This is a genomic window from Tissierella simiarum, assembly GCF_018917865.1.
GTDB lineage: Bacteria > Bacillota > Clostridia > Tissierellales > Tissierellaceae > Tissierella_C > Tissierella_C simiarum.
This window is the reverse complement of the sequence record NZ_JAHLPM010000008.1, coordinates 135,356-158,637: the sequence shown is the minus strand read 5'-3', so window position 1 is coordinate 158,637 and position 23,282 is coordinate 135,356. Positions and strand designations below refer to the sequence as shown.

At 29.6% G+C, this 23,282-nt stretch carries 17 protein-coding genes; 13 read left to right on the top strand and 4 right to left on the bottom strand.

The window, feature by feature from the left end; all coding sequences use genetic code 11:
• Positions 1-10 precede the first annotated feature (10 nt).
• Together KQI42_RS10760 and KQI42_RS10755 are read right to left on the bottom strand one after the other, a co-directional pair.
• Positions 11-1,195 (bottom strand): coenzyme F420-0:L-glutamate ligase, encoded by a 1,185-nt coding sequence (locus tag KQI42_RS10760; protein WP_216519639.1) that lies wholly within the window; start codon positions 1,193-1,195, stop codon positions 11-13.
• Positions 1,196-1,272: 77 nt separating this feature from the next.
• Positions 1,273-1,851, bottom strand: a complete 579-nt coding sequence (locus KQI42_RS10755) for a 5-formyltetrahydrofolate cyclo-ligase (protein WP_216519638.1) — start codon at positions 1,849-1,851, stop codon at positions 1,273-1,275.
• Positions 1,852-2,032: 181 nt separating this feature from the next.
• Between KQI42_RS10755 and ftsE the strand changes: the two genes are divergently transcribed.
• From ftsE to KQI42_RS21680, 5 genes are all read left to right on the top strand, one after another.
• Positions 2,033-2,728: a cell division ATP-binding protein FtsE gene (gene ftsE, locus KQI42_RS10750; protein ID WP_216519637.1), complete on the top strand. Its 696-nt coding sequence runs from the start codon at positions 2,033-2,035 to the stop codon at positions 2,726-2,728.
• Positions 2,709-3,605 (top strand): permease-like cell division protein FtsX, encoded by an 897-nt coding sequence (gene ftsX, locus KQI42_RS10745; protein ID WP_246566378.1) that lies wholly within the window; start codon positions 2,709-2,711, stop codon positions 3,603-3,605. The genes ftsE and ftsX overlap by 20 nt, the downstream gene beginning before the upstream one ends.
• Positions 3,606-3,624: 19 nt before the next feature.
• Positions 3,625-4,764: a murein hydrolase activator EnvC family protein gene (locus KQI42_RS10740; RefSeq protein WP_246566376.1), complete on the top strand. Its 1,140-nt coding sequence runs from the start codon at positions 3,625-3,627 to the stop codon at positions 4,762-4,764.
• Between the two features lie 110 nt (positions 4,765-4,874).
• A complete protein-coding gene (locus tag KQI42_RS10735) occupies positions 4,875-6,098 on the top strand; it encodes a S41 family peptidase (RefSeq protein ID WP_216519633.1) in 1,224 nt (407 codons plus the stop codon).
• A gap of 26 nt (positions 6,099-6,124) precedes the next feature.
• The gene (locus KQI42_RS21680) at positions 6,125-7,258 is read left to right on the top strand and encodes a PDZ domain-containing protein (RefSeq protein WP_216519632.1); all 1,134 of its coding nucleotides are present in this window, start codon (positions 6,125-6,127) and stop codon (positions 7,256-7,258) included.
• Between the two features lie 11 nt (positions 7,259-7,269).
• On the opposite strand, the gene KQI42_RS10725 is transcribed toward KQI42_RS21680, so the two are convergent.
• The gene (locus KQI42_RS10725; RefSeq protein ID WP_216519631.1) at positions 7,270-8,847 is read right to left on the bottom strand and encodes a TolB family protein; all 1,578 of its coding nucleotides are present in this window, start codon (positions 8,845-8,847) and stop codon (positions 7,270-7,272) included.
• Positions 8,848-8,990: 143 nt separating this feature from the next.
• Between KQI42_RS10725 and uvrB the strand changes: the two genes are divergently transcribed.
• The 4 genes from uvrB to KQI42_RS10705 all read left to right on the top strand — a co-directional run bounded on the left by uvrB (position 8,991) and on the right by KQI42_RS10705 (position 15,666).
• Positions 8,991-10,958 (top strand): excinuclease ABC subunit UvrB, encoded by a 1,968-nt coding sequence (uvrB, locus tag KQI42_RS10720; RefSeq protein ID WP_216519630.1) that lies wholly within the window; start codon positions 8,991-8,993, stop codon positions 10,956-10,958.
• A 10-nt stretch (positions 10,959-10,968) separates the two neighbouring features.
• Positions 10,969-13,791 (top strand): excinuclease ABC subunit UvrA, encoded by a 2,823-nt coding sequence (uvrA, locus tag KQI42_RS10715; RefSeq protein ID WP_216519629.1) that lies wholly within the window; start codon positions 10,969-10,971, stop codon positions 13,789-13,791.
• Between the two features lie 783 nt (positions 13,792-14,574).
• Positions 14,575-15,033, top strand: coding sequence for a hypothetical protein (locus KQI42_RS10710; RefSeq protein WP_216519628.1), 459 nt, complete (start codon positions 14,575-14,577; stop codon positions 15,031-15,033).
• A 105-nt stretch (positions 15,034-15,138) separates the two neighbouring features.
• Positions 15,139-15,666 (top strand): hypothetical protein, encoded by a 528-nt coding sequence (locus tag KQI42_RS10705; RefSeq protein ID WP_216519627.1) that lies wholly within the window; start codon positions 15,139-15,141, stop codon positions 15,664-15,666.
• Positions 15,667-15,692: 26 nt separating this feature from the next.
• Here KQI42_RS10705 and fabG read toward each other — a convergent pair whose 3' ends face one another.
• Positions 15,693-16,469, bottom strand: a complete 777-nt coding sequence (fabG, locus tag KQI42_RS10700) for a 3-oxoacyl-ACP reductase FabG (RefSeq protein ID WP_216519626.1) — start codon at positions 16,467-16,469, stop codon at positions 15,693-15,695.
• Positions 16,470-16,777: 308 nt separating this feature from the next.
• Between fabG and eutH the strand changes: the two genes are divergently transcribed.
• From eutH to hypD, 4 genes are all read left to right on the top strand, one after another.
• Positions 16,778-17,866: an ethanolamine utilization protein EutH gene (gene eutH, locus KQI42_RS10695; RefSeq protein WP_216519624.1), complete on the top strand. Its 1,089-nt coding sequence runs from the start codon at positions 16,778-16,780 to the stop codon at positions 17,864-17,866.
• Positions 17,856-19,634: an aminopeptidase P family protein gene (locus KQI42_RS10690; RefSeq protein ID WP_216519622.1), complete on the top strand. Its 1,779-nt coding sequence runs from the start codon at positions 17,856-17,858 to the stop codon at positions 19,632-19,634. The genes eutH and KQI42_RS10690 overlap by 11 nt, the downstream gene beginning before the upstream one ends.
• A 346-nt stretch (positions 19,635-19,980) precedes the next feature.
• On the top strand, positions 19,981-20,883 hold the full coding sequence (locus tag KQI42_RS10685; RefSeq protein WP_216519620.1) for a trans-4-hydroxy-L-proline dehydratase activase: 903 nt from the start codon (positions 19,981-19,983) through the stop codon (positions 20,881-20,883).
• 4 nt (positions 20,884-20,887) lie between these two features.
• Complete coding sequence (hypD, locus tag KQI42_RS10680) at positions 20,888-23,248, top strand: trans-4-hydroxy-L-proline dehydratase (protein WP_216519618.1); 2,361 nt, start codon at positions 20,888-20,890, stop codon at positions 23,246-23,248.
• Positions 23,249-23,282: the final 34 nt, after the last annotated feature.

Here is a 23,282-nt window from a genome sequence, read left to right as displayed (position 1 = left end):
TTTTAAAAAGCTACTCTGTTGCATAGTTATCAAAATAACCTTGAATTAAAACTACTGGTGTTCCTTTATCACCACTACCGCTAGTTAAATCACATAGGCTTCCCAATAAATCAGTAAGTCTTCTAGGAGTAGTACCTAAGGACTCAGAATGTCCTATTAAGTCCATATCTTTACTACTAATTTTCTTCCTCACTGCTTCAACAACTTCTTCTCCACGTAAATCATCTAATTCCGTATCTACTAAATATTTTAGCTTTAACTCATTTGGAGTCCCTTCTAACCCTTTAGTATATCCAGGAGAAACTATTGGATCAGCTAGCTCCCAAATCTTACCTACAGGGTCTTTAAATGCTCCATCACCATAAACCATTACCTCTACAGTTTTGCCTGTTTCATCTTTAATCTTGTTTTGAATAGCATCTACATATTTTTGAGAATCCCTTGGAAATAGCTTAATTTCAGTCTCTGATGCAAGATTGGAGCCTAACAGACCGTATTCTGGATTGTATCCATTATTATCAATAGGCTCATTTAGAATTTCATCTAAACCGTATATTATATTTGCTCCTGCTTCTTTTAGCATCCTTTCGGTTCTTTTCCGATCGTGAATGTTAGCTACTAATACATCTTTAGTATAGTTTAAAATAGTTCTAGGGTCGTTGGAAAAATAAATATCAATATTTCCATTGCATAATTCTTTATACATTTGTACATAGTCCATACCTGTAAAAGGATGTAATACTTTTTCTCCGAACATTTTTCTATAATCCTCTTCTGTTAAAACATCAGTATAAGGATTTATCTTTAGCTCGTCCATTTTATCTATGTCCATTAAGTGATTTCCTACTTCATCAGAAGGATAGCTAAATAATAGATGAATTTTTTTACCACTTAATGCTATTCCTTTTAAAATAATCGAAAATCTATTTCTACTAAGTATTGGGAAAACAACTCCTATGTCTTCATGAAATTTTGCTGCTATATCTTTTCCAATAGCTTCAGCTGTTGCATAGTTGCCTTGAGCTCTTGCCACCAAAGATTCAGTAATACCTATTACATCTCTATCTTTAATTTCAAAATTTTCATTTTTAGCAGCCTTTAAAACAGAATCTACTACAATGTTAACTAAGTCGTCTCCTTCCTTAACAATTGGAGTTCTAATACCTCTCACTGTAGTACCCACAGTTCTAACCATGCATATTCCTCCTAAATCTAATAAATTAAAATTCCTTATATATTATACCACTAATATTTTAAATTAATAGGGCGGTATTAAATTTTTCCAGAACAATTAATTATTTCATTTTCAGTAATAATAATATCTACAGGTTTATCATAATTATCTTTTGGAACCTTGTCTATTAATTGTAAATCAAAGGCTAAGCCTATCTTAATAGCATCTTTTCTTAATTTATCTAAGAATCTATCGTAATAGCCTCCCCCATAACCAATTCTATACCCATTTTTATCAAAAGCAACTCCTGGTACTAAAACTAAGTCTATATCCTTAGGATCTATATATCTTAAGAACTCTTTTTTAGGAGTAAGAATATTATAATAACCAATCTCTAATTCACTAAAGTCTAATACTTGAGAAATTTTTAGTTCTTTAGTCTCAGGTATGGTTATAGGAACAACAATTTTTTTATTTTCTATTATAGATTTTTTTATTATGTTATGAGTATAGACTTCATTTTTAAAGCTAATATAAGTCATTATAGTTTTAGCATCTCTATAAACCTTTGAATTATAGATAGAATTAGTAATAAGATTACTCTTTTTTAGGATTTCTTTTTCTGTTAAATTTTCTCTTTTTATTAGTAATTCTTTCCTTAATGCTTTTTTATCCAAAAAAACCACCTCTTACAGTTTATTTATCTTTCAATTTATATTATAATATAATATCAAAAGCATATGTAAAATTAAGATAAATAACTTAAACATATTTACAAAAAAATAGAGGAATTATAAAATATAAAGAGAAAGTATATTGAAGGAATACTTATAGTGAAAATACATAGAGGTGAAAGATTTGATAAAATTTACTAATACAGGTAAAGAGTATAAAAACGGAGTTAAAGCTCTGTCTAATATAAATCTTAATATTAAAAAAGGAGAATTCGTTTTTATAGTAGGTCCTAGTGGAGCTGGAAAATCAACTTTAATTAAATTGTTATTAAAAGAAGAAGATCCTACAGAAGGAAAAATTTATCTAAATGATATGGATATTACAAAAGTAAAAAATAGAAGAATACCTTTTATCAGGAGAAATATTGGTGTGGTTTTTCAGGATTTTAGATTACTACCTAATAAGACAGTATATGAGAATGTAGCTTTTGCTATGGAAATCATAGGAGCTCATCCTAAAGAAATAAGAAGAAGAGTTCCAATGATTCTTAGTATGGTAGATTTAAGTAAAAAAGCTGATTGTTATCCAGACCAATTATCGGGAGGAGAGCATCAAAGAGTATCAATTGCAAGATCTATTGTAAATAATCCTCCTGTATTAATAGCTGATGAGCCAACTGGAAATCTAGATCCAGAAACAGCTTGGGAAATAATGAAAGTTCTAAGAGAAATCAATAGACGGGGAACGACAATTCTTATGGCAACCCACGCCAAAGATATAGTTGATTCTATGAAAAAAAGAGTAGTAGCTATTGAAGCAGGAAAAGTAGTAAGAGATGAAGAGAAGGGTGGGTATGAAAATGAAGTTTCGAATATTTAAAAATATTCTAAAGCAAGGGTTTCAAGGTATGTGGAGAAATAGAGGAATGGGACTAGCGTCTATTAGTTCTATTTCTGCAGTACTTGTAATATTAGGAATTGTTTTAATAATGATTCTAAGTATTAATAACGTAGTATTGGAAACTAAAACTAAGTTTGATGAAATTCAAATATTTCTAGAAAATGAATTAACAGAAGAACAGTTAAATGACATTGAAAAAGCAGCAAAAGATAACGAGGGTGTTTTATCAGTAATGTATCAATCTAAAGAACAAGCTTTAGAGATTATGAAGGAAGAATGGGAAGATGAAGCTTATCTTCTTGAAGGATTAGAACCAAATCCTCTTCCAAATTCTTATATAGTCCAATTAAAAGATATTAAATATGCTGATAACTTAGTGGACAAGGTTAAGAATATTGAAGGGGTAGAGGAAGTAAAATATTATAAAGATATAATAGAAAAACTTATAATATTTGCTAATTATGTAAGGTTTGGTGGTGTAGTAGTCATAGGTATATTGGTATTTGTATCTGTATTTATTATTTCTAATACTATTAAGCTAACAGTAACAGCAAGAAAAAGAGAAGTTAATATAATGAAATATGTTGGAGCAACTAATGGATATATAAGAGGACCTTTTATTATTGAAGGTATACTCTTTGGGCTTATAGGAGCAGCCTTATCCATATTAATAGTAAATTATGGTTATGATTATTTCTTCAAGGCAGTAAGTGATAAACTATATGTATTGTTTACAGTATATCTAGTATCTCCAGCAGCGTTAATCAAAGATATAACCATTATATTTACTGCAATTGGTGTTGGTATAGGAGCACTAGGAAGTTTAGTATCTTTAAAACGTTTCTTAAATGTATAAAAAGGGGGATTCTTGTTTTATGTTTAAAAAAAGAAGGATATTCTACTTGTTATTAGCTTTTATATTTACATTTAATATTATGATGGCTTATGCAGATGAAAGCGTAAATGAATTAAAAAACAAGCAGAAAGATGTGAAAAAACAGATAGACGAGAAAAAGAAAGAAATTCAGCAGTTTGAAAGTCAAAGTAAGGATATCTCAAAAGAAATTGACGAATTAGATAAGAAAATGGATGTTGCTGCCACACAATTAGATAAGGTAGAAAAGGAATTAGAAAAGTTAAACGTGAATATCAAAAAAACTATTGTAGAATTAGAGGAAGCAGAAAATAAAATTAGTGATAAACAAGAGACTTTTAATTCAAGATTAAGGGTAATGTATAAAAATGGTAATGTAGGCTATTTAGAAGTTTTACTTTCTTCTGCAAATATAAGAGATTTTTTAACTAGAAAAGAAATGATTACATCTATAGCAGATCATGATGCTAGTTTAATTAAATTTATGAAGGAACAAAGGGATGTTATAGCAAAGAAAAAGACAGAATTACAAGCACAAAGAGCTTCTGCTGAAGCTGCAAAGTCGAAAATAGAATCTAGAAAAAAAGATTTAGCAAAAGTTAGTAGAGAAAAAGAGGATTTAATGGGTAGGCTTCAACAAGATATTAAAGAGGCTGAAAAGCAGTATGATAAATTAAACGACTATGCTAAAGAAATTGAATCTAAAATAGTAAGCTTACAGAGAAAAACAGGACCATATTCAGGAGGCACTATGTCATGGCCAGTGCCTGGACATTCTAGAATTAGTTCTTACTATGGATATAGAGTTCACCCAGTATTTAAGACCAAAAAACTACATACAGGAATAGATATACCTGCACCTACTGGTACTAGTGTAAAGGCTGCATCTGATGGTACAGTTATTTATTCTGGATGGTTAGGCGGATACGGAAAGGCTATAATGATAGACCATGGAGGAGGTATAGTAACTCTTTATGGACATAATTCTTCCTTAACGGCTTCTGATGGACAAGAAGTAAGTAGAGGAGATACCATAGCTAAAATAGGTAGTACAGGAATTTCTACAGGACCACATTGCCATTTTGAGGTAAGAAAAAATGGTGCATATGTAGATCCAATACCATGGTTGAAGGGGAAATAATCCCCTTTTTTCTTTTGTTCTCTTTGTATTGTAAGAAATCTAATGGTATAATGTTTGTGTGTATTTAATAAAATAGATTACATAAACCATAAAATATAGAGGTGAAGAAAATGTCCAAAAAAAGAGCCATAACCCTAATGGTAGTTTTAGTTTTAGTAACCAACATAATTACCTTTGGTGTTTCAAACATGTTTTCAGTGCAGCTTAGAGATAAGGTTTATGTTCCTAAAAAAGAATATGAACAATTAGTATCAGTTTATAACAGGTATTCCAAGGTTATAGGTCTAGAGAATTATGTAAGGAACAACTTCTTACGAGAAGTTGATGAAAAAAAATTAATAGATGGAGAACTTAAAGGAATGATGCAGGCATTAGAAGACCCTTATTCTCAATATATGACTCAAGAAGAATTTAAAGACTTCATTGAGCATACTAAGGGTATATATGGAGGTATTGGTGTTATAGTAACTCCTGGAGATGATAACTTAATTACTGTAGTATCGCCTATTGAAGGAACTCCTGGAGAAAGAGCAGGCATTAAAACTGGAGATAAGATCATAAAAGTAGATGGTACAGAATTTACAGCTGAAAATATGGACTCTGCTGTAAAAATAATGAAGGGAGAGCCAAAAACAAAAGTTACTATTACTATTTTAAGAAAAGGAAAAGATGGCAATAATGAATATATAGATATGGAAATAGTAAGGGAAGAAATAAGACTTATAACTGTAAAAGCTAACGTTATAGATGATAATATTGGCTATATAAAGATTACTTCTTTTGATGATTTAACTTATGAAGATTTTAAAAAAGAATTAAATAAGTTAATGAATAGAAATGTAGAAGGGATAATAATAGATCTTAGAAACAATCCAGGAGGATTATTGGATGTATGTGCAGATATAGCTGATGAATTATTAGGTGAAGGAGTTATAGTATATACTGAAACTAGAAGTGGGGAAAGAGAGTATTTAAAATCCAATAAAAAACAAATAGATACTCCCTTAGTAGTTTTAGTCAATGGTGGTAGTGCCAGTGCTTCAGAGATTCTAGCTGGAGCAATTAAGGATCACAATAGAGGTACACTAATAGGTACTAAAACTTTTGGAAAGGGAGTAGTACAAAGAATAAAACAACTTTCTGATGGATCTGGTTTTAAACTTACGGTATCAGAATACTTTACACCAAATGGAACCAATATTCATGGCATAGGAATAGAGCCAGATATTGTAATCGAATTGCCAGAAGATGTAGAAGAAATAGGAATAGATAATTTAAGTAAAGATATACAACTTAAGAAAGCAATAGAGACAATGAAAGAAAAAATTAAATAGTAAGAAATAAAAAAGGAGAGTTGAGTGTGTACGGATTATATCAAATTGTATTGTTTACAATAAAAGATATCTTATATACTTTGAAATCTCCTTTTTTTCTGCTTATTCTTGGAATTATTTATTTCCAATATAGAAAAATAGGAGAAATGGAAAAAGAAATTTTAGGATCCAGAAAAAACTCTTTAATAAAGGTTTTTACATCTACAATATTTGGTATATTTGGAGGTACTATAGCTAGTATAATATTTATTTATTTAGGCATAGTAATTAACCCTAAAGATTTTATATATATTTTAGTTGCTGCGATTACTTTATCTCTAATTAATCCTAGATATATGTGTTTTTCTTACGGAGGCAGTATTATTTCTTTAATGAACCTTATTTTTGGCTTTCCTAAAATAGATGTATCATCTGTTATGTCTGTTGTAGCGGTATTGCATTTAGTTGAAAGTATTTTAGTTTTATTAGATGGAAATAGAAATAGAGTTCCAGTTTTTATGGAAGAAGGAACTAGAGTAATAGGTGCATTTAATATGAACAGATTTTGGCCTATTCCCTTTGTTATTTTTATAGGAAATGATTTCATTTTCCCTGTAACCTTAATAGCAATATTGGGTTATAGTGATTATGCTATATCTACATATCCTAATGGAAAAACTAAAAAAACTTCTTTTACTTTATTTTTATATAGTTTAATATTATTGTTTCTTTCTAAGACACCATCGTTTCTGTACTTTTCGCCAATCTTTGGTTTAGTAGGGCATGAGTTTATAATTTTGAGAAATAAGAAGAAGGAAAAATCGGGAATTCCTCTTTTTACTCCTTCAATAAAAGGAGTAAAAGTGCTAGAAGTTCTTCCTAATGGCATTGGTTCAAAATTAGGAATAAAGACTGGAGATATATTATTGACTATTAATGGAATCAAAATAAGAGATAAAAAAGATATTGAAGACATATTATTCATGAAGCCTGATAAATTAAGATTAGAATTTTATAATAGAAATAAAGGTTTAACGATTAAAACTTATGAGGGGAATAATAAGGAATATAAATCTTTAGGGCTGGTAATAGTACCTAAGATTCCTGAGTTTGCTATTGTAATTCAAGAAAAAAATAGCTGGAGGAAGAGAATATTAAATAAAGCAAAAAGGACTAATTAGTCCTTTTTGCTTTATTTCAGTTTATTTAAATCTAAAGAGTATATAATCTCAGCTTTTTCATTTTCAAAAGGTGGTATTAAGGTTATATAAATTAAGTTATTATTAGAATCGTAATAAATTTTATCCCCATTGATCTTAGCAATACTTTGAACCTCTTTATTGTTGTACTCATAGCTATATAATGTATAATCATTATTACAAGTATTCTTCTCTACAAAGATTAATGATTTATTTGAAATTGTTAAGAAGTTAGATACATTGTAATCTAATATGTCATAAATTTTACTAGTATTTACATCATAGATATAAAGTAGATTTTTATCTTCGCTTTCTTTATTTTTTAAATATGCAATTTTATTCTTATCTATAAACTTTGGATTAAATCCTGAGTCTTTAAATTTGAAATCTTGCCAATTTTTAGTTATAGATATTTTTTTGTTAACTTCATTTTCTTCTCCTTCAACTACTAAGAAATTATCATCATGTATCTGTAAATTTTCAATATTCATGTTTAAGGTAGCGACTAATTGAGATTCATTTTTATCTACATTATAACTATAGATATTAGAGTTATCTTCATTATTGTTAATAAGGAATAAAGTATTTCCATTTTTCCACATCATTGTTTTAGGATTTATAGGATTTTCAGATGTAACTCTGTAAGCTCTTTTATCAGAACTAGGAATAATATATAAATCGGATAAATTACCATCTGTTTCAATAATTGAAATAAATTTAAGATCTGGACTAAATGCTGCAGAACTTATTTTATCCTTGGATGTATATATATTAGTTATTTCCTTACTCTTCGTATCATAAGACCATAAACTATCCATAATTTTACCTTCGACTTCTTGTGTTCTTTTGTATAGTAAAGAATTTCCAGGAACATAATCTAATATATTGCCTTCATCAATATAGTTGGAAACAATATTTTTTTCTGATTTAATAATATCCCCAGTATTAGCATCAATTTGAACAGACAAATTTACTAAAGGAGCCTTTGAACTTTGCTTATCAAAGATAGTGTTAAAAGAGATATTCCATAAAACTTTATCCTTTAGACGAGTTAAATTAACCGTAGGTATAGAATTAGTAGATATTTTAAAGTGGGAATATATTTTATTTAAAACTTGATTTTTCCCAAATTTAATATTTATAGGTTTATAATTTTCATTTATAATATTAAATTTCATATCTTCAATTTTTCCTAGTTGAGAATCTTTTAGTTCAATAACTACTTGAGGAACGGCTAATTGAAGTTTGTCTTCTTCAAATAAACTATTAACATATATGTCTATTTGTTTTCCATCTTTAACAATTTTATTAATAGTTACTCCTGAACTTTCAACTAAACCTAAAGAAGTCAATAGTTTTATTTTATTAGTTTTTTTAAGCACTTCCACATTGGGTTCAATAGATTGGAAACCTTTAGATAAAACTATTTTTTCTACTTCATAGTTAATTAATTCTTGTTCAATATTTTCTTTAGACTCTACAGCTAAAAAAGGTTTTTGATCGCTACTGCCGCATCCAGCTACAATTATTATTAATGATGTAATTACTAGGAAGAATAATATACGCTTCATATCTTTGCCTCCTTTCCTATTAGTTTATAATATTAATAGGATTAGTTCAATATTTTTATATTAAATAAAAAAGTTTTGACATTATTATATAATGTATTATAATTAAATAATAGAACGAACTGATGTTCAAATGAGGTGATAAAATGAATAAATTTAAGATAGAATCAAGTTTTAAACCTACAGGAGATCAACCAGATGCTATAGAAAATTTAACCAAAGGAATTTTAAATAATTTAAAACATCAAACTTTATTAGGTGTTACAGGATCAGGTAAAACTTTTACTATGGCTAATATAATTGAAAGAGTTCAAAAACCAACTTTAGTCATCGCTCATAACAAAACTTTAGCCTATCAATTAGCCAGTGAATTTAAAGAGTTCTTTCCAAATAATGCTGTAGAATATTTTGTCAGCTATTATGATTATTACCAACCTGAAGCTTATGTACCCCAAACTGATACTTATATTGAAAAAGATGCTTCTATTAATGATGAAATAGATAAATTAAGACACTCTGCAACAGCAGCTCTTTTTGAGAGGAACGATGTTATTATAGTAGCCAGTGTATCTTGTATATATGGGTTAGGAGATCCTATAGACTATGAAAATCTTGTAGTGTCTTTGCGTCCAGGAATGATTAAAGATAGAGATGAAATAATGAGAAAACTAATAGACATTCAATATATTAGAAATGATATTAACTTCATAAGAGGAACTTTTAGGGTTAGGGGGGATGTATTAGAGATATTTCCTGCTTCTTCTAGTGAAAACACTATAAGAGTTGAATTTTTCGGCGACGAAATAGACAGAATCGTAGAAGTAAATTATTTAACAGGAGAAGTAATTGGATTGAGGAACCATGTATCTATTTTCCCAGCTTCTCACTTTGCTACTACTCAAGATAAAATCGATAGAGCTATTGTTACTATAGAAGAAGAATTAGAGGAACGATTAAGGGAATTAAAAAGTAAAGAAAAGCTATTAGAAGCTCAAAGAATAGAACAAAGAACTAGATACGATATTGAAATGTTAAGCGAAATGGGATTTTGTCAAGGAATAGAAAACTATTCTAGACATTTAAGCAACAGACCAGCAGGAAGTAAGCCTTTTACTTTGATTGACTATTTTCCTGAAGACTTTTTAATAATTGTAGATGAATCTCATGTGACAATTCCTCAGATAAGGGGTATGTATGAAGGGGACAAGTCGAGAAAAACCAATTTAGTGGAATATGGTTTTAGATTACCTTCAGCATTAGATAATAGACCATTAAAATTTGATGAGTTTGAAAAATTAATAAATCAAATAATATATGTAAGTGCAACACCAGGACCTTATGAGTTTGATCATTCTCAGAATACTGTAGAGCAAATAATTAGACCAACAGGGTTACTAGATCCTGTTATTGAAGTTCGACCTACAGAACATCAAATAGATGATTTAGTAAGGGAAATAAGAGATGTGGTAGCAAAAGAGGAACGTGTACTGGTTACAACCTTAACTAAAAAAATGGCGGAGGATTTAACCAATTATTTTAAAGAAATAGGAATTAAGGTTACTTATCTTCATTCAGATGTTCAAACTATAGAAAGAATGGAGATAATAAGGGATTTAAGGCTAGGAAAATATGATGTTCTTGTAGGAATAAACCTATTGAGAGAAGGATTAGACTTACCAGAAGTATCTTTAGTTGCTATACTTGATGCAGATAAAGAAGGTTTTTTAAGATCTGAAACTTCTTTAATACAAACTGTTGGTAGAGCAGCAAGGAATGTATTGGGCAAGGTTATTATGTATGGTGATACCATAACTAAATCTATGGATAAAGCTATTTCTGAAACCAATAGGAGAAGAGAAATCCAGGATAAATATAATAGAGAACATAATATAGAACCAAAGTCTATAAAGAAGGGTATTAGAAATATAATAGAAGCTACTTTAGTAGCAGAAGAGGAAGTTAAATATGAAGAAACCTTCTCCAATGAAGAAATAGAAATAATGGTTGAAGGATTAGAAGAATCTATGCTTAAGGCAGCAGAAGAATTAAATTTTGAAAAAGCAGCAGAGCTTCGAGATAAAATCATGGATTTAAAAAAGATGTTAAAACATTGAGGTGAAATAGATGACAAAGGACGAAATAATCATAAGGGGAGCTAAGGAACATAACTTAAAAAATGTAAGCTTAGACCTTCCTAGAAATAAATTTATAGTATTTACTGGCTTGAGTGGTTCAGGTAAATCTTCTCTTGCATTTGACACCATATATGCAGAAGGGCAAAGAAGATATGTAGAAAGTTTATCTAGTTATGCTAGACAATTTTTAGGACAAATGGAAAAACCGGATGTTGAATATATAGAAGGATTATCTCCTTCTATATCCATAGATCAGAAAACCACTAGTAAAAATCCACGATCTACAGTAGGAACTGTAACAGAAATATATGACTATTTAAGACTTTTATTTGCACGTATAGGAACTCCCTACTGCTATAAATGTGGTAGGGAAATTTCAAGTCAAACCGTAGATCAAATGGTAGATAAAATTATGGAATTAGAAGAAAGAACTAAGATTCAAATATTAGCACCAGTTATAAGAGGGAAAAAAGGAGAACATATAAAGATCTTAGAAACTATAAAAAAAGAAGGATTTATTAGAGTTCTAGTAGATGGTGAAATGTATGAAGTAACTGATGAAATAAAAATGGATAAGAATAAAAAACATAATATTGAAGTTGTAGTAGATAGAATAATTATAAAGGAAGGCATAGATGGAAGACTATCTGACTCTTTAGAAACAGCTTTAAAGTTAGCAGACGGTTTGGTTATTGTAGATATAATAGATAAGGAAAGGATTATGTTTAGCCAAAAACTTTCTTGTCCTGATTGTGGAGTTGTTATTGAGGAATTATCTCCTAGAATGTTTTCTTTTAACAGCCCTTTTGGTATGTGCCCTACATGCAACGGATTAGGGTTTTATAAAAAAGTTGATCCAGAATTGGTTATTCCTAATCCAGATCTTAGTATAAATGAAGGTGGAATTGCTCCTCATAGTAATTCCAATGAATCTACTTATTATTATCAAATTTTCAAAACTTTAGCAGAAGATAATGGTTTTGATATGAATAAACCTTTAAAAGATGCACCTAAAAAGTTTTTAGATGAAGTGCTTTATGGAACTAAGAGGACTATTTCTTTTAAATTTGAAAGCCATTTTGATGGATTGAGAAATTATAAAGGTACTTTTGAAGGTGTAATTCCAAATCTTGAAAGAAGATATCAGGAAACTAACTCAGATTATATGCGAGATAGAATAGATGGATTTATGACAGAAAATCCTTGTTCTACTTGTAATGGTAAAAGGTTAAAAGATGAGGTATTGGCAGTAAAGATTAATGGATTAAATATTGCTGAAGCTACTGACTTATCTATAGCAAAGGCTATAGAATTTTTTGAAGGATTAGAGTTAACAGAAAAGCAACAGCTTATAGGACATCAGATATTAAAGGAAATAAATGAAAGATTAAGTTTCTTAAAAAATGTAGGTCTTGAGTATTTAACTTTATCTAGGAGTGCTGGAACTCTTTCAGGAGGAGAATCTCAAAGAATAAGGTTAGCTACTCAAATTGGGTCTAGTTTAGTAGGAGTTGTTTATGTATTAGATGAGCCTAGTATAGGGCTTCATCAAAGGGATAATGAAAAGCTTCTGAAGACTCTAAGAAACTTAACCGATCTAGGCAATACGTTAATAGTAGTAGAACATGATGAAGATACTATGTTTATGGCTGATCATATAGTAGATATAGGTCCAGGAGCAGGAGTCCACGGTGGGCATATTGTAGCTGAAGGTACAGTAGAAGATATAAAGAATAATCCGAATTCTATAACAGGACAATATCTTTCTAAAAAGAAAAAAATAGAGGTACCAGAAGTAAGAAGAAAGCCTAATGGAAAATGGGTTGAAGTAATTGGAGCAGAAGAAAATAATTTGAAGAAGGTTAATGTAAAGATTCCTCTTGGGGTATTTACATGTATTACAGGAGTTTCTGGGTCAGGTAAAAGTACTTTGGTAAATGAAATACTATATAAATCTTTAGCTCAAAAGCTTAATGGTGCAAAAGTTAAACCTGGTAGACATAAAGAAATAAAGGGATTAGAAAATTTAGATAAGGTAATAGTAATAGATCAATCTCCAATAGGAAGAACTCCTAGGTCAAATCCAGCCACTTATACAGGAGTGTTTGATCATATTAGAGATGTTTATGCTATGACTCCAGAAGCTAAAATGAGAGGATATAGTAAAGGGAGGTTTAGTTTCAACGTTAAGGGTGGAAGATGTGATGCTTGTAATGGAGATGGAATATTAAAAGTGGAGATGCATTTTCTTCCCGATGTTTATGTACCTTGTGAAGTATGTAAAGGTAAAAGATATAATAGAGAAACTCTTCAAGTTAAATATAAAGGAAAAACCATATCTGATGTATTAGATATGACTGTAGAAGAGGGGGTAGAATTTTTTGAAAATATTCCTAAAATTAAAAGAAAACTACAAACTTTATTTGATGTAGGATTAGGATATATAAAAATAGGGCAACCTTCTACAGAATTATCGGGTGGAGAAGCCCAGAGGGTAAAATTAGCTACAGAGCTAAGTAAGAGAAGTACAGGTAAAACCATATATATATTAGATGAACCAACTACAGGTCTTCATGTAGCTGATATTCATAAGCTAATAAAAGTATTGAGTCAGCTAGTAGAAGGCGGAAACTCTGTTTTAGTTATAGAGCACAACTTAGATGTAATAAAAACAGCAGATTATATAATAGATTTAGGACCAGAAGGTGGAGATAAAGGAGGTACAATAGTAACTACAGGAACTCCAGAAGAAGTAAGTAAAAATAAAAATTCTTATACTGGACATTTTTTAAAGAAAATATTATCGGATTAATAAAAAGAAGGTTAAATTTAACCTTCTTTTTATTAAGAGTTATGTAATTTAGATAATAAGTTAATTAGAATTATTCATAACTATTTCTTATAGAATGATGTCATAAGAGAATGACCTAAGATTATTGAAAAGAACGATGTTATAGTAGAATTTGTGTTATTGAGTATGAATTCTTCTAGATATTTTGGTAAGAAAGATATAGAGGAAATATATAGCAAAGGATAAATAGATAAAATGAGAGATGGTAGAACTAAAAATAATACTTTGAACTTGTCTATTTTCCAAGGTCCTCTTAATTTCTTTTGTTTTAAAAAGAATTCTAATGCTAATAAAATACCAAATATAATTTTAACTAAAGTAGAAATAAGTAGTATAGTGAAATGTTCGTTAGTAGTTTGCTTAAGGTAATTCGTTGGATTAGACATTAGGAAAGAAGATAATAGGGAGAATACGATGAAAATTAATAAATATAATAAGTTAAACTTAAATGTTTTTAACTTCATTTTAACTTACTCCTTATACTTTTAGCAGAAACAAAATGCTGGTTTAATTGTATTGATTTTTCAAAATTATCTCTTTTAGAATATCAGCTCTATCAATTAAAGTCAATATGTTAATTATGTAATTAACTAAAGTGTTAGTATTGTTTTTGGAAATATTAGTTAAGTAAGATACTGTATGGATAAAATATGTAAAAAAGAGATTGAATAAATAGACTTTATTTTGGTTTAATTATATAATTAATTAAAGAATAATGATACGGGTAAATAGGAGGGGGTAAAAGTGGCGGACATTGAAAAAATACTAGAGCAAATTTTAGAAAATCAACTGTTTATGCAAAATCAGGTCAATAATATGCAGAGCCAAATGAACAGCATGCAAAGTCAAATGAGCAATATGCAAAATCAAATGGGTACCATGCAAAAAAGAATGGATAATATGCAGGGGCAAATAAATAGTAATCACAAAGAAGTAATGGGACGTTTAGAGAAAGTGGAAAGTAATCATAAAGAAGTAATAGGACGTTTAGAAAAAGTAGAAAATAACCACAAAGAAGTAATAGAACGGCTAGAAAAAGTAGAAAATAATCACAAAGAGGTTATAGAACGTCTAGATAGACTGGAGGATAACCAAGAAGCTATAAAAAGATTTATTTCAGAAAGCGATGTATCTTTTAGAAAATCGGAAGAAACTTATAAAGTTATCCAGGACTTAAAAAATGTATTTGCCAAAGAAGATTAGGCTTATTAATTATTAGAGGTAGCTGAATGTATTGTTTATTTCTAAGTTAATAGAATTGATTAAAATTCTCTTAGTTGTCAATAATTTCTTTTAGGAGGGATTAAGATGAATAAGAGATTTTTTTTGTTGATTTTAACTGTTATTATATTGACTTCTACCACTTCTATAGTATTTTCACAGCAAAAATTGGATTTTATTTTAGAAAAAATATCAATAAAGCAAAATGATAAGACAAGAGAAATGGAAGCAATTAGTTATAATAATAGTATCTATGTACCTCTAGCCAATATTATTGAAATAATAGGCGGAGAGATAAATAAAGAAGGAAGTTTACTAGAAGTTAAAGATTATGTAGATTTTAAAGAAGCAGATCCATTAAAAGGAGAAATATTTGTCTATGGAACTATAGAAAAAATTAAATATGATACAAGAACAATATTAGTAAATCAGCATATGGATGATAACAGCATAGAAATTTTTCCTAAGGTAAATATTAAAAATGATGTAATAATTATAGCAGAAAGAAAAAATAAAAGAATGAATATAGATTTTGAAGATTTAAAAGTAGGAGATTCTGTTGGATTGGTTCTGGATAAGGATGGTTTTGTAAGAGGAATCCTACTAAAAATATAAGGGTTAGTTTAGACTAACCCTTATATTTAATTAACTGCAAATCTTGATTCTGGTAGAGTTTGACCACCATCAACAGTTATAGTTTCACCAGTAATATATTTTGCCTCATCCGAAGCTAAGAACAATGCTGCATAAGCTATATCTTCAGGCTCTCCTAGTTTACCCATTGGTATTGAAGCTTCTTGAGCCTTAATATAGTCTTCTCCTAATTGGCTTCCCATACCTTCTGTCATAATATTACCTGGTTCTACACCATTAACAGTAATGTTATATTGAGCCAATTCTATAGCAGCAGTCTTTATAAATCCATTAACTCCACCTTTTGTAGCTGCATAGTGGGCTAATCCTGGATTTCCAGTTTTTGTACCAGTAATAGATGATGTAATTACAATTTTACCATATTTATTTTCCATCATGTTTGGCATACAAGCTTTTACAGCTAAAAAAGTTCCTTTTAAATTTACATTATGAACATGATCCCAGTCTTCTACAGTCATGTTTTCTAATCTAACTTCAGGGAAAATACCAGCGTTATGACAAAGTATATCTATTTTACCATAGCGTTCGAGACAGGTTTTAGCCATGTTTTCCATATCTTTTTCATTACTAACATCTCCTAAAAAGTAGCTAGCTTCTCCACCGAAGTCCTTAATTTCATCTACTACTTTTTTAGCATGCTCTTCACTTCTAACTACAATTAACACCTTTGCTCCTTCTTTAGCAAAGACTTTAGAAATTCCTCTACCGATGCCTCTAGCACCTCCAGTAACGATAGCTACTTTGTTTTTCATTCTTCCAAACATATATATACCTCCTATAATGAAATATTATAAGTCATATAAAATATACCCTATTCAAAAAATAAATAAACAAATATTGATATAAAAATATCAAATACTTATAGTATCATTAATGGATTAGTTCTATATAGTATTTGGATAATCTATATAGTATAATATGAATTATTATATTTTTATAACGAATAGGAAAGTTCGACTTTTTTTCTTTTTTCAATGAAGGAACTCGTTCTGACCTAAATGAGTTTCAAGAAAAGCTACCTTAATAACGTGTTGATAGACGCTTTTCTTATTAATTATCTTGAGGTGGATTAATGTTATACATAATGATCTTGTTTTCAATTGTCGGAGGAATAGACAAAATATTTGGTAATAAACTTGGTTTAGGAGAAAAATTTGATGAAGGCTTTAAAGCAATGGGAGGACTAGCTCTAACTGTAATAGGTATTTACAGTTTATCTCCTATAATTGGAAAAGTACTAATACCTATATTAAATCCTTTAGCAAAGGTAATTAAAGCAGATCCTTCTGTTTTTATAAGTAGTCTATTGGCTATAGACATGGGCGGTTATTCAACTAGTTTAGAAATTGCAGCTTCTAGACATATTGGAGAATTTAATGGATTTATATTAGCATCTATGATGGGGGCTACTATATCCTTTACTATACCAGTAGCAGTAAACTTAATATCTAAAGACGATTTTGCTTATTTTGCTAAGGGAATATTAGCAGGAATTATAACTATTCCGTTAGGTATGTTGGTAGGTGGTATTATGATGAAAGTATCTTTTAGAGATATCTTTTTAAATCTAATACCTGTTATAATATTTTCTATTTTAATTGTTGTTGGACTGATAAAAGCTCAAGAAAAAATAATAGGCATTTTTAATCTTTTAGGTAAGGGAATTATAATTATTAGTACAATTGGTTTGCTTATTAGTATTTTGGATTTCACTTTAGGTATAAAGTTAATAGATAATATCATATCTTTTGAAGAAGGAGTTATTTTAGTAGCTAATATAGCCATAGTGTTATCTGGTGCTTATCCTCTATTTCATTTTATCTCAAAAAAATTAAATAGGATTTTATCTAAAGTAACTAAGAAACTAGGTATAGATGAACATTCCTTATTAGGATTAATAACTTCTTTGGCAAATTGTATTCCAATGTTAGGAATTTATGATAAAATGAATTGGAAAGGTAAAGTAATTAATGCTGCTTTTGCAGTTAGTGGCTCTTTTACTTTTGGTGGTCAATTAGGATATATATCGAGTATTTCTCCATCAGCAGTAAACCCATTTATTATAAGTAAGCTAATAGCAGGACTAGCTGCAATTCTCGTAGCAATTTTATTAATAAAATTTGAACAAAAACCTAAAAGGGGGGTCAAATATGAATATTAATGAAAGAATAAGCAACTTAAGAAATCTTATGAAAGATAGGGGTATTACAGCTTATATAGTACCAACCTATGATTCACATCAATCTGAATATGTAGCAGACTATTATAAAGCAAGAGTGTGGATATCAGGTTTTACTGGTTCTGCAGGAACTGTAGTAGTAACAGATAAGGAAGCTATTCTTTGGGCTGATGGAAGATATTTTATTCAAGCGGAAAAGGAATTAGCAGGTTCTGAATTTAAACTGTTTAAAATGGGAATTCCAGGATTTCCAACTTATACAGAATGGTTACAGGAAGATTTAAAAGAAGGAGATACTCTTGGTTTTGATGGAAAAATATTTCCTCAATCCGATGTAGAAAGATTGGAAAAGGCTCTTAAACAAAAGGAAATTAAATTCAATGGTGAATATGATTTAGTAGGTGAAATTTGGACGGATAGACCACCAATGCCAAAGAGTAAAGCTTTTATCCATGAAATAAAATATACTGGTAAAACTGGAAAAGAAAAAGTTGAAGAAGTAAGAAAAGAAATGAGAAAACTAGGAGCAGATTATTTTCTACTAGGAAGCCTTGATGATATAGCTTGGCTTTACAATATAAGAGGCAGAGATGTAGCAAATAATCCAGTAGTAATATCTTATGCTCTAATATCGCAAGATAAAGCATATCTATTTGTTGATAAAGAAAAAATAGACAATGAAGTTGAAAAATTCTTGAAAGAAAATGGAATTGAAATTCATGATTATGAGAAGGTAATTGATTATGTAAAAGATATTGAAAAAGGAAGTAAAGTATTCTTAGATCCAGATAGAGTAAATAGATGGTTATATAATGGAATACCAGAAGAATGTAAAATTGTAGAAGGTATGAATATAACTACTAAGTTAAAAGGAAATAAAAACCCAGTAGAGGTAAAAAACCAAAAGAATGCTTATATTAAAGATGGAGTGGCTTTAGTTAAGTTTTTACATTGGTTAGATAAAAACGTAGGTAATATTGAAATTACTGAGATATCTGCTGAAGAAAAATTAGAAGAATTTAGAAGAGAACAAGAAGGATTTATAGAACCAAGCTTCGATACTATTTCGGCTTATAAAGAAAATGCTGCTATGATGCACTATAAGGCTAATGCTGAATCCAATTATGTACTAAAAAAAGAAAAGATGTATTTAGTAGACTCTGGTGGACAATATTTAGATGGAACTACTGATGTAACAAGAACTGTAATTTTAGGAGATATTACTGAAGAGGAAAAAAGGGACTTTACTTTAACTTTAAAAGGACATATTAATTTAATTAGTGCTAGATTCTTATATGGAGCTACAGGATCTAATTTAGACGTATTATGTAGGTATCCTCTATGGCAGGAAGGTATAGATTACAAATGTGGCACTGGTCATGGTGTAGGATTTTTACTAAACGTTCATGAAGGACCTCATAGAATAGCTACAGTACCAAATAATGTAGCTTTTGAAAAAGGCATGATAGTAACCATTGAGCCAGGAGTATATAAAGCTGGCAGTCATGGTATTAGAATAGAAAATGTAGTAGTTGTAGATGAAGATATTAAAACGGATTCAGGACAATTCATGAAGTTTGAAACCATTTCCTTCTGTCCAATAGATTTAGAAGGTGTAGATGTAGAATTACTTACTGATAAAGAAAGAGCTTGGCTAAATGATTATCATAAGGATGTATATAATAAAATATCACCTTATTTAAACGAAGAAGAGAAAGAATGGCTAAGAGAAGAAACTAGAAGTATTTAATAAAGAAGGCTAAAATTAGCCTTCTTTTTTTGTCTTAATAGCATATAATCTTAATATATTATTTTCATTAAAATGAAAATAATTTTATAAATACTTAAAATATCTTAGACTTTATATATAAAATATATTATAATATAAGTGAAAAAATAAGTAAAATATTAATATTTTGTGATGAAATCCATAGAATTTGATATAATTAGGCTACAAATAATAAAATAAAAATTAAGATAAAATTTTAAAGTAAGTAAAAAGTCTGATTATAATTAAGATAAAAAATTAAAATCCTACTATCAGAAAAAATATTATGAGTAATTTAATAAAAAGATGAAATTTAGGAAGTGATTCTATGACTAGTGGAACCATAATTAATATTCAAAAATATTCTATACATGATGGACCAGGGATTAGAACTACTGTTTTCTTGAAAGGTTGTCCTTTAAAGTGTTGGTGGTGCCATAATCCTGAAAGTCAAAGCTACAAACAGGAAATTATGTTTTTTGAAGAAAGATGTATAAAATGTAAGGCTTGTGAAGGAAAGTGTCAACAGCAGGCTATAAGGATAAATGATTCTTTCCCTATTGTGAATCGGAAAAAGTGTATTCTGTGTGGAGAATGTGCTAATTTTTGTCCAAATAATGCTAGAGAATATGTAGGAAAGAATATAACTGTAAAAGATCTTATGAAAGAAATACAGAAAGATGAAATATTTTACGAAGAATCAGGTGGTGGAGTTACTTTTTCTGGTGGGGAGCCTATGGTGCAAATAGACTTTTTAAATGAAGTATTGAAAAATTGCAAAGATATGGATATTCATACAGCCGTAGACACAAGTGGATATACAAATTGGAAAAACTTTAATAAAATTATTGATAAAGTAGATTTATTTTTATATGATTTAAAATTAATGAACAATGAAAAACATTTAAAATACATAGGAGTACCAAATAATAGTATACTAGAGAATTTAAAAAAATTATCTGATATTGGAGCTAATATTTTCATTAGGATGCCAATTATAGCAGGGATAAATGATGATAATGAACATATTATTGAAAGTATTAAATTTTTATCCAGTCTCAATATTATGCAAATAAATTTACTTCCATATCACAAAATGGGTATGGATAAATATAAAAGACTTGGATTAGATTACAATCTATCTGGCATGGAGAAACCTACTGATGAAAGAATGATTGAAATAGCAAATGAATTTAAAAGTTCTGGAATGAAAATAAAGATAGGAGGCTAGGGTTATGATGACAGAAAGGGTAAGAAAACTTAGAGAAGAAAGTTTAAAAGCAATACCTTATATATCCATGGAGAGAGCAAAAATAGTAGATGAAGTTTATAAAAAAAACGAAGGATCAGTTTCTATTCCTGTTCTTAGAGCACTGGTTTTGAAAGAATTAATGTCTCAAAAAAAACTTTGTATCAATGATGGAGAACTTATTGTAGGAGAAAGAGGAGAAAAGCCTGTAGCGACACCAACATACCCTGAATTATGCTGCCATACCGTTGAAGATTTTCAAGTAATGAACGATCGTGAAAAAATATTTTTTAAGGTTAGTGAAGAAGCAAAAAAGATTCAACAGGAAGTCATTATACCTTATTGGGAAAAAAGATCTATGCGTTATCATATTTTAAACAATATGACTCAAGAGTGGAAAGATTGTTATGCGGCAGGAATATTTACAGAATTTATGGAGCAAAGAGGACCTGGGCATACTGTTGCAGATGATAAAATATATAAAAAAGGGTTTTTAGAATTTCAAAAAGAAATTCAAGAATCTATCCAAAACTTAGATTTTCATAATGATGATGAAGCATTAGATAAAAAAGAACAATTAAAGGCTATGAGTATTGCTTGTGATGCTATCATGATTTTAGGGAAACGCTATGCAGAATTGGCTATAGAAATGGCGGAGGAAGAAAAAAATCCTAATAGAAAAGAAGAACTTCTTCATATTGCAGAAATTTGTAGTTGGGTACCAGCCAATGCTCCAAGAACTTTTGAAGAAGCTCTTCAGATGTATTGGTTTGTTCATTTGTGTGTGATCTCAGAACTTAATCCTTGGGATTCTTTTAATCCAGGAAGGTTAGATCAACATCTATATCCATTTTATAAGAAAGAAGTGGAATGCGGAAAGCTAAATCGTGAAAAAGCAGAAGAATTATTACAGTGTTTTTGGATTAAATTTAATAATCAGCCAGCACCACCAAAGGTAGGAGTTACATTAAAAGAAAGTGGAACTTATACAGATTTTGCTAACATAAATAGTGGTGGATTAAAAGCAGATGGTTCTGATGGAGTAAACGAAGTAAGTTATCTTGTATTAGATGTAATAGATGAGATGCGACTTCTTCAACCTAGCTCTAACGTCCAAGTTAGTAAGAAAACGCCACAGAGGTTTTTAAAAAGGGCATTAAAAATTGTAAGAAAAGGTTGGGGGCAGCCATCTTTATTTAATGCAGATGCAGTAGTCCAAGAAATGCTTAGAGCAGGAAAAACCATAGAAGATGCAAGATGTGGTGGTACCAGTGGATGTGTGGAAACTGGAGCCTTTGGAAAGGAAGCTTATATACTTACAGGGTATATGAATTTGCCTAAAATTCTAGAAATCACTTTAAACAATGGTTTAGATCCAGCCAGTGGCAAGGTAATAGGTATTGAAACAGGAAATCCAACAGAATTTGAAAGCTATGAAGAATTATTTGAAGCATTTAAAAAACAATTACATTATTTTATCGATATAAAAGTAATAGGAAATAGGGTAATTGAAAAATTATATGCCACTAAAATGCCTGTGCCCTTTCTTTCGGTTATTATAGATGATTGTATTTCTAAAGGAAAGGATTATAATGGAGGTGGAGCTAGATATAATACCACTTATATTCAGGGAGTAGGTATTGGAAACATTACAGATTGTTTAACTTCCATTAAATACAATGTATTTGATAAGAAGAACTTTACTATGAGCCAATTATTAGCTGCAATGAAATGTAATTTTGAAGGATATAAAGATATTCAAAATTTAGTAAAAAATAAAACACCTAAGTATGGAAATGATGATGATTATGCAGATGAGATTATGCAAGAAGTATTTTATGCTTACTATAATGAAGTAAATGGAAGACCTAATGGAAGAGGCGGTGTCCATAGAATAAATATGCTTCCAACTACTTGCCATGTGTATTTTGGATCTGTTATAGGGGCTACACCTGATGGCAGAGAGGCCTACTTACCATTGGCAGATGGTATCTCTCCATCAAAGGGAGCAGATAGAAATGGTCCTACTGGTGTTATAAAATCAGCTGGAAAAATGGATCATATAATTACAGGGGGAACCTTGCTAAACCAAAAATTCACTCCAACTGTAGTAGAGGGAGAAGAGGGTTTAGACAACTTAGCTCACTTAGTAAGATCTTATTTTAAGTTAGATGGTCATCATATTCAATTTAATATTGTAAGTAAAGAGACTCTTGTAAATGCTCAAAAAAATCCAGATGAATATAAAGATCTTATTGTTCGTGTCGCTGGATATAGTGATTACTTTTGTAATCTTAGCAAAGTATTACAAGATGAAATAATAGAAAGAACTGATCAGACCTTTTAGTGATGAACAACAAATGAAATCAGTAGACTTGTAA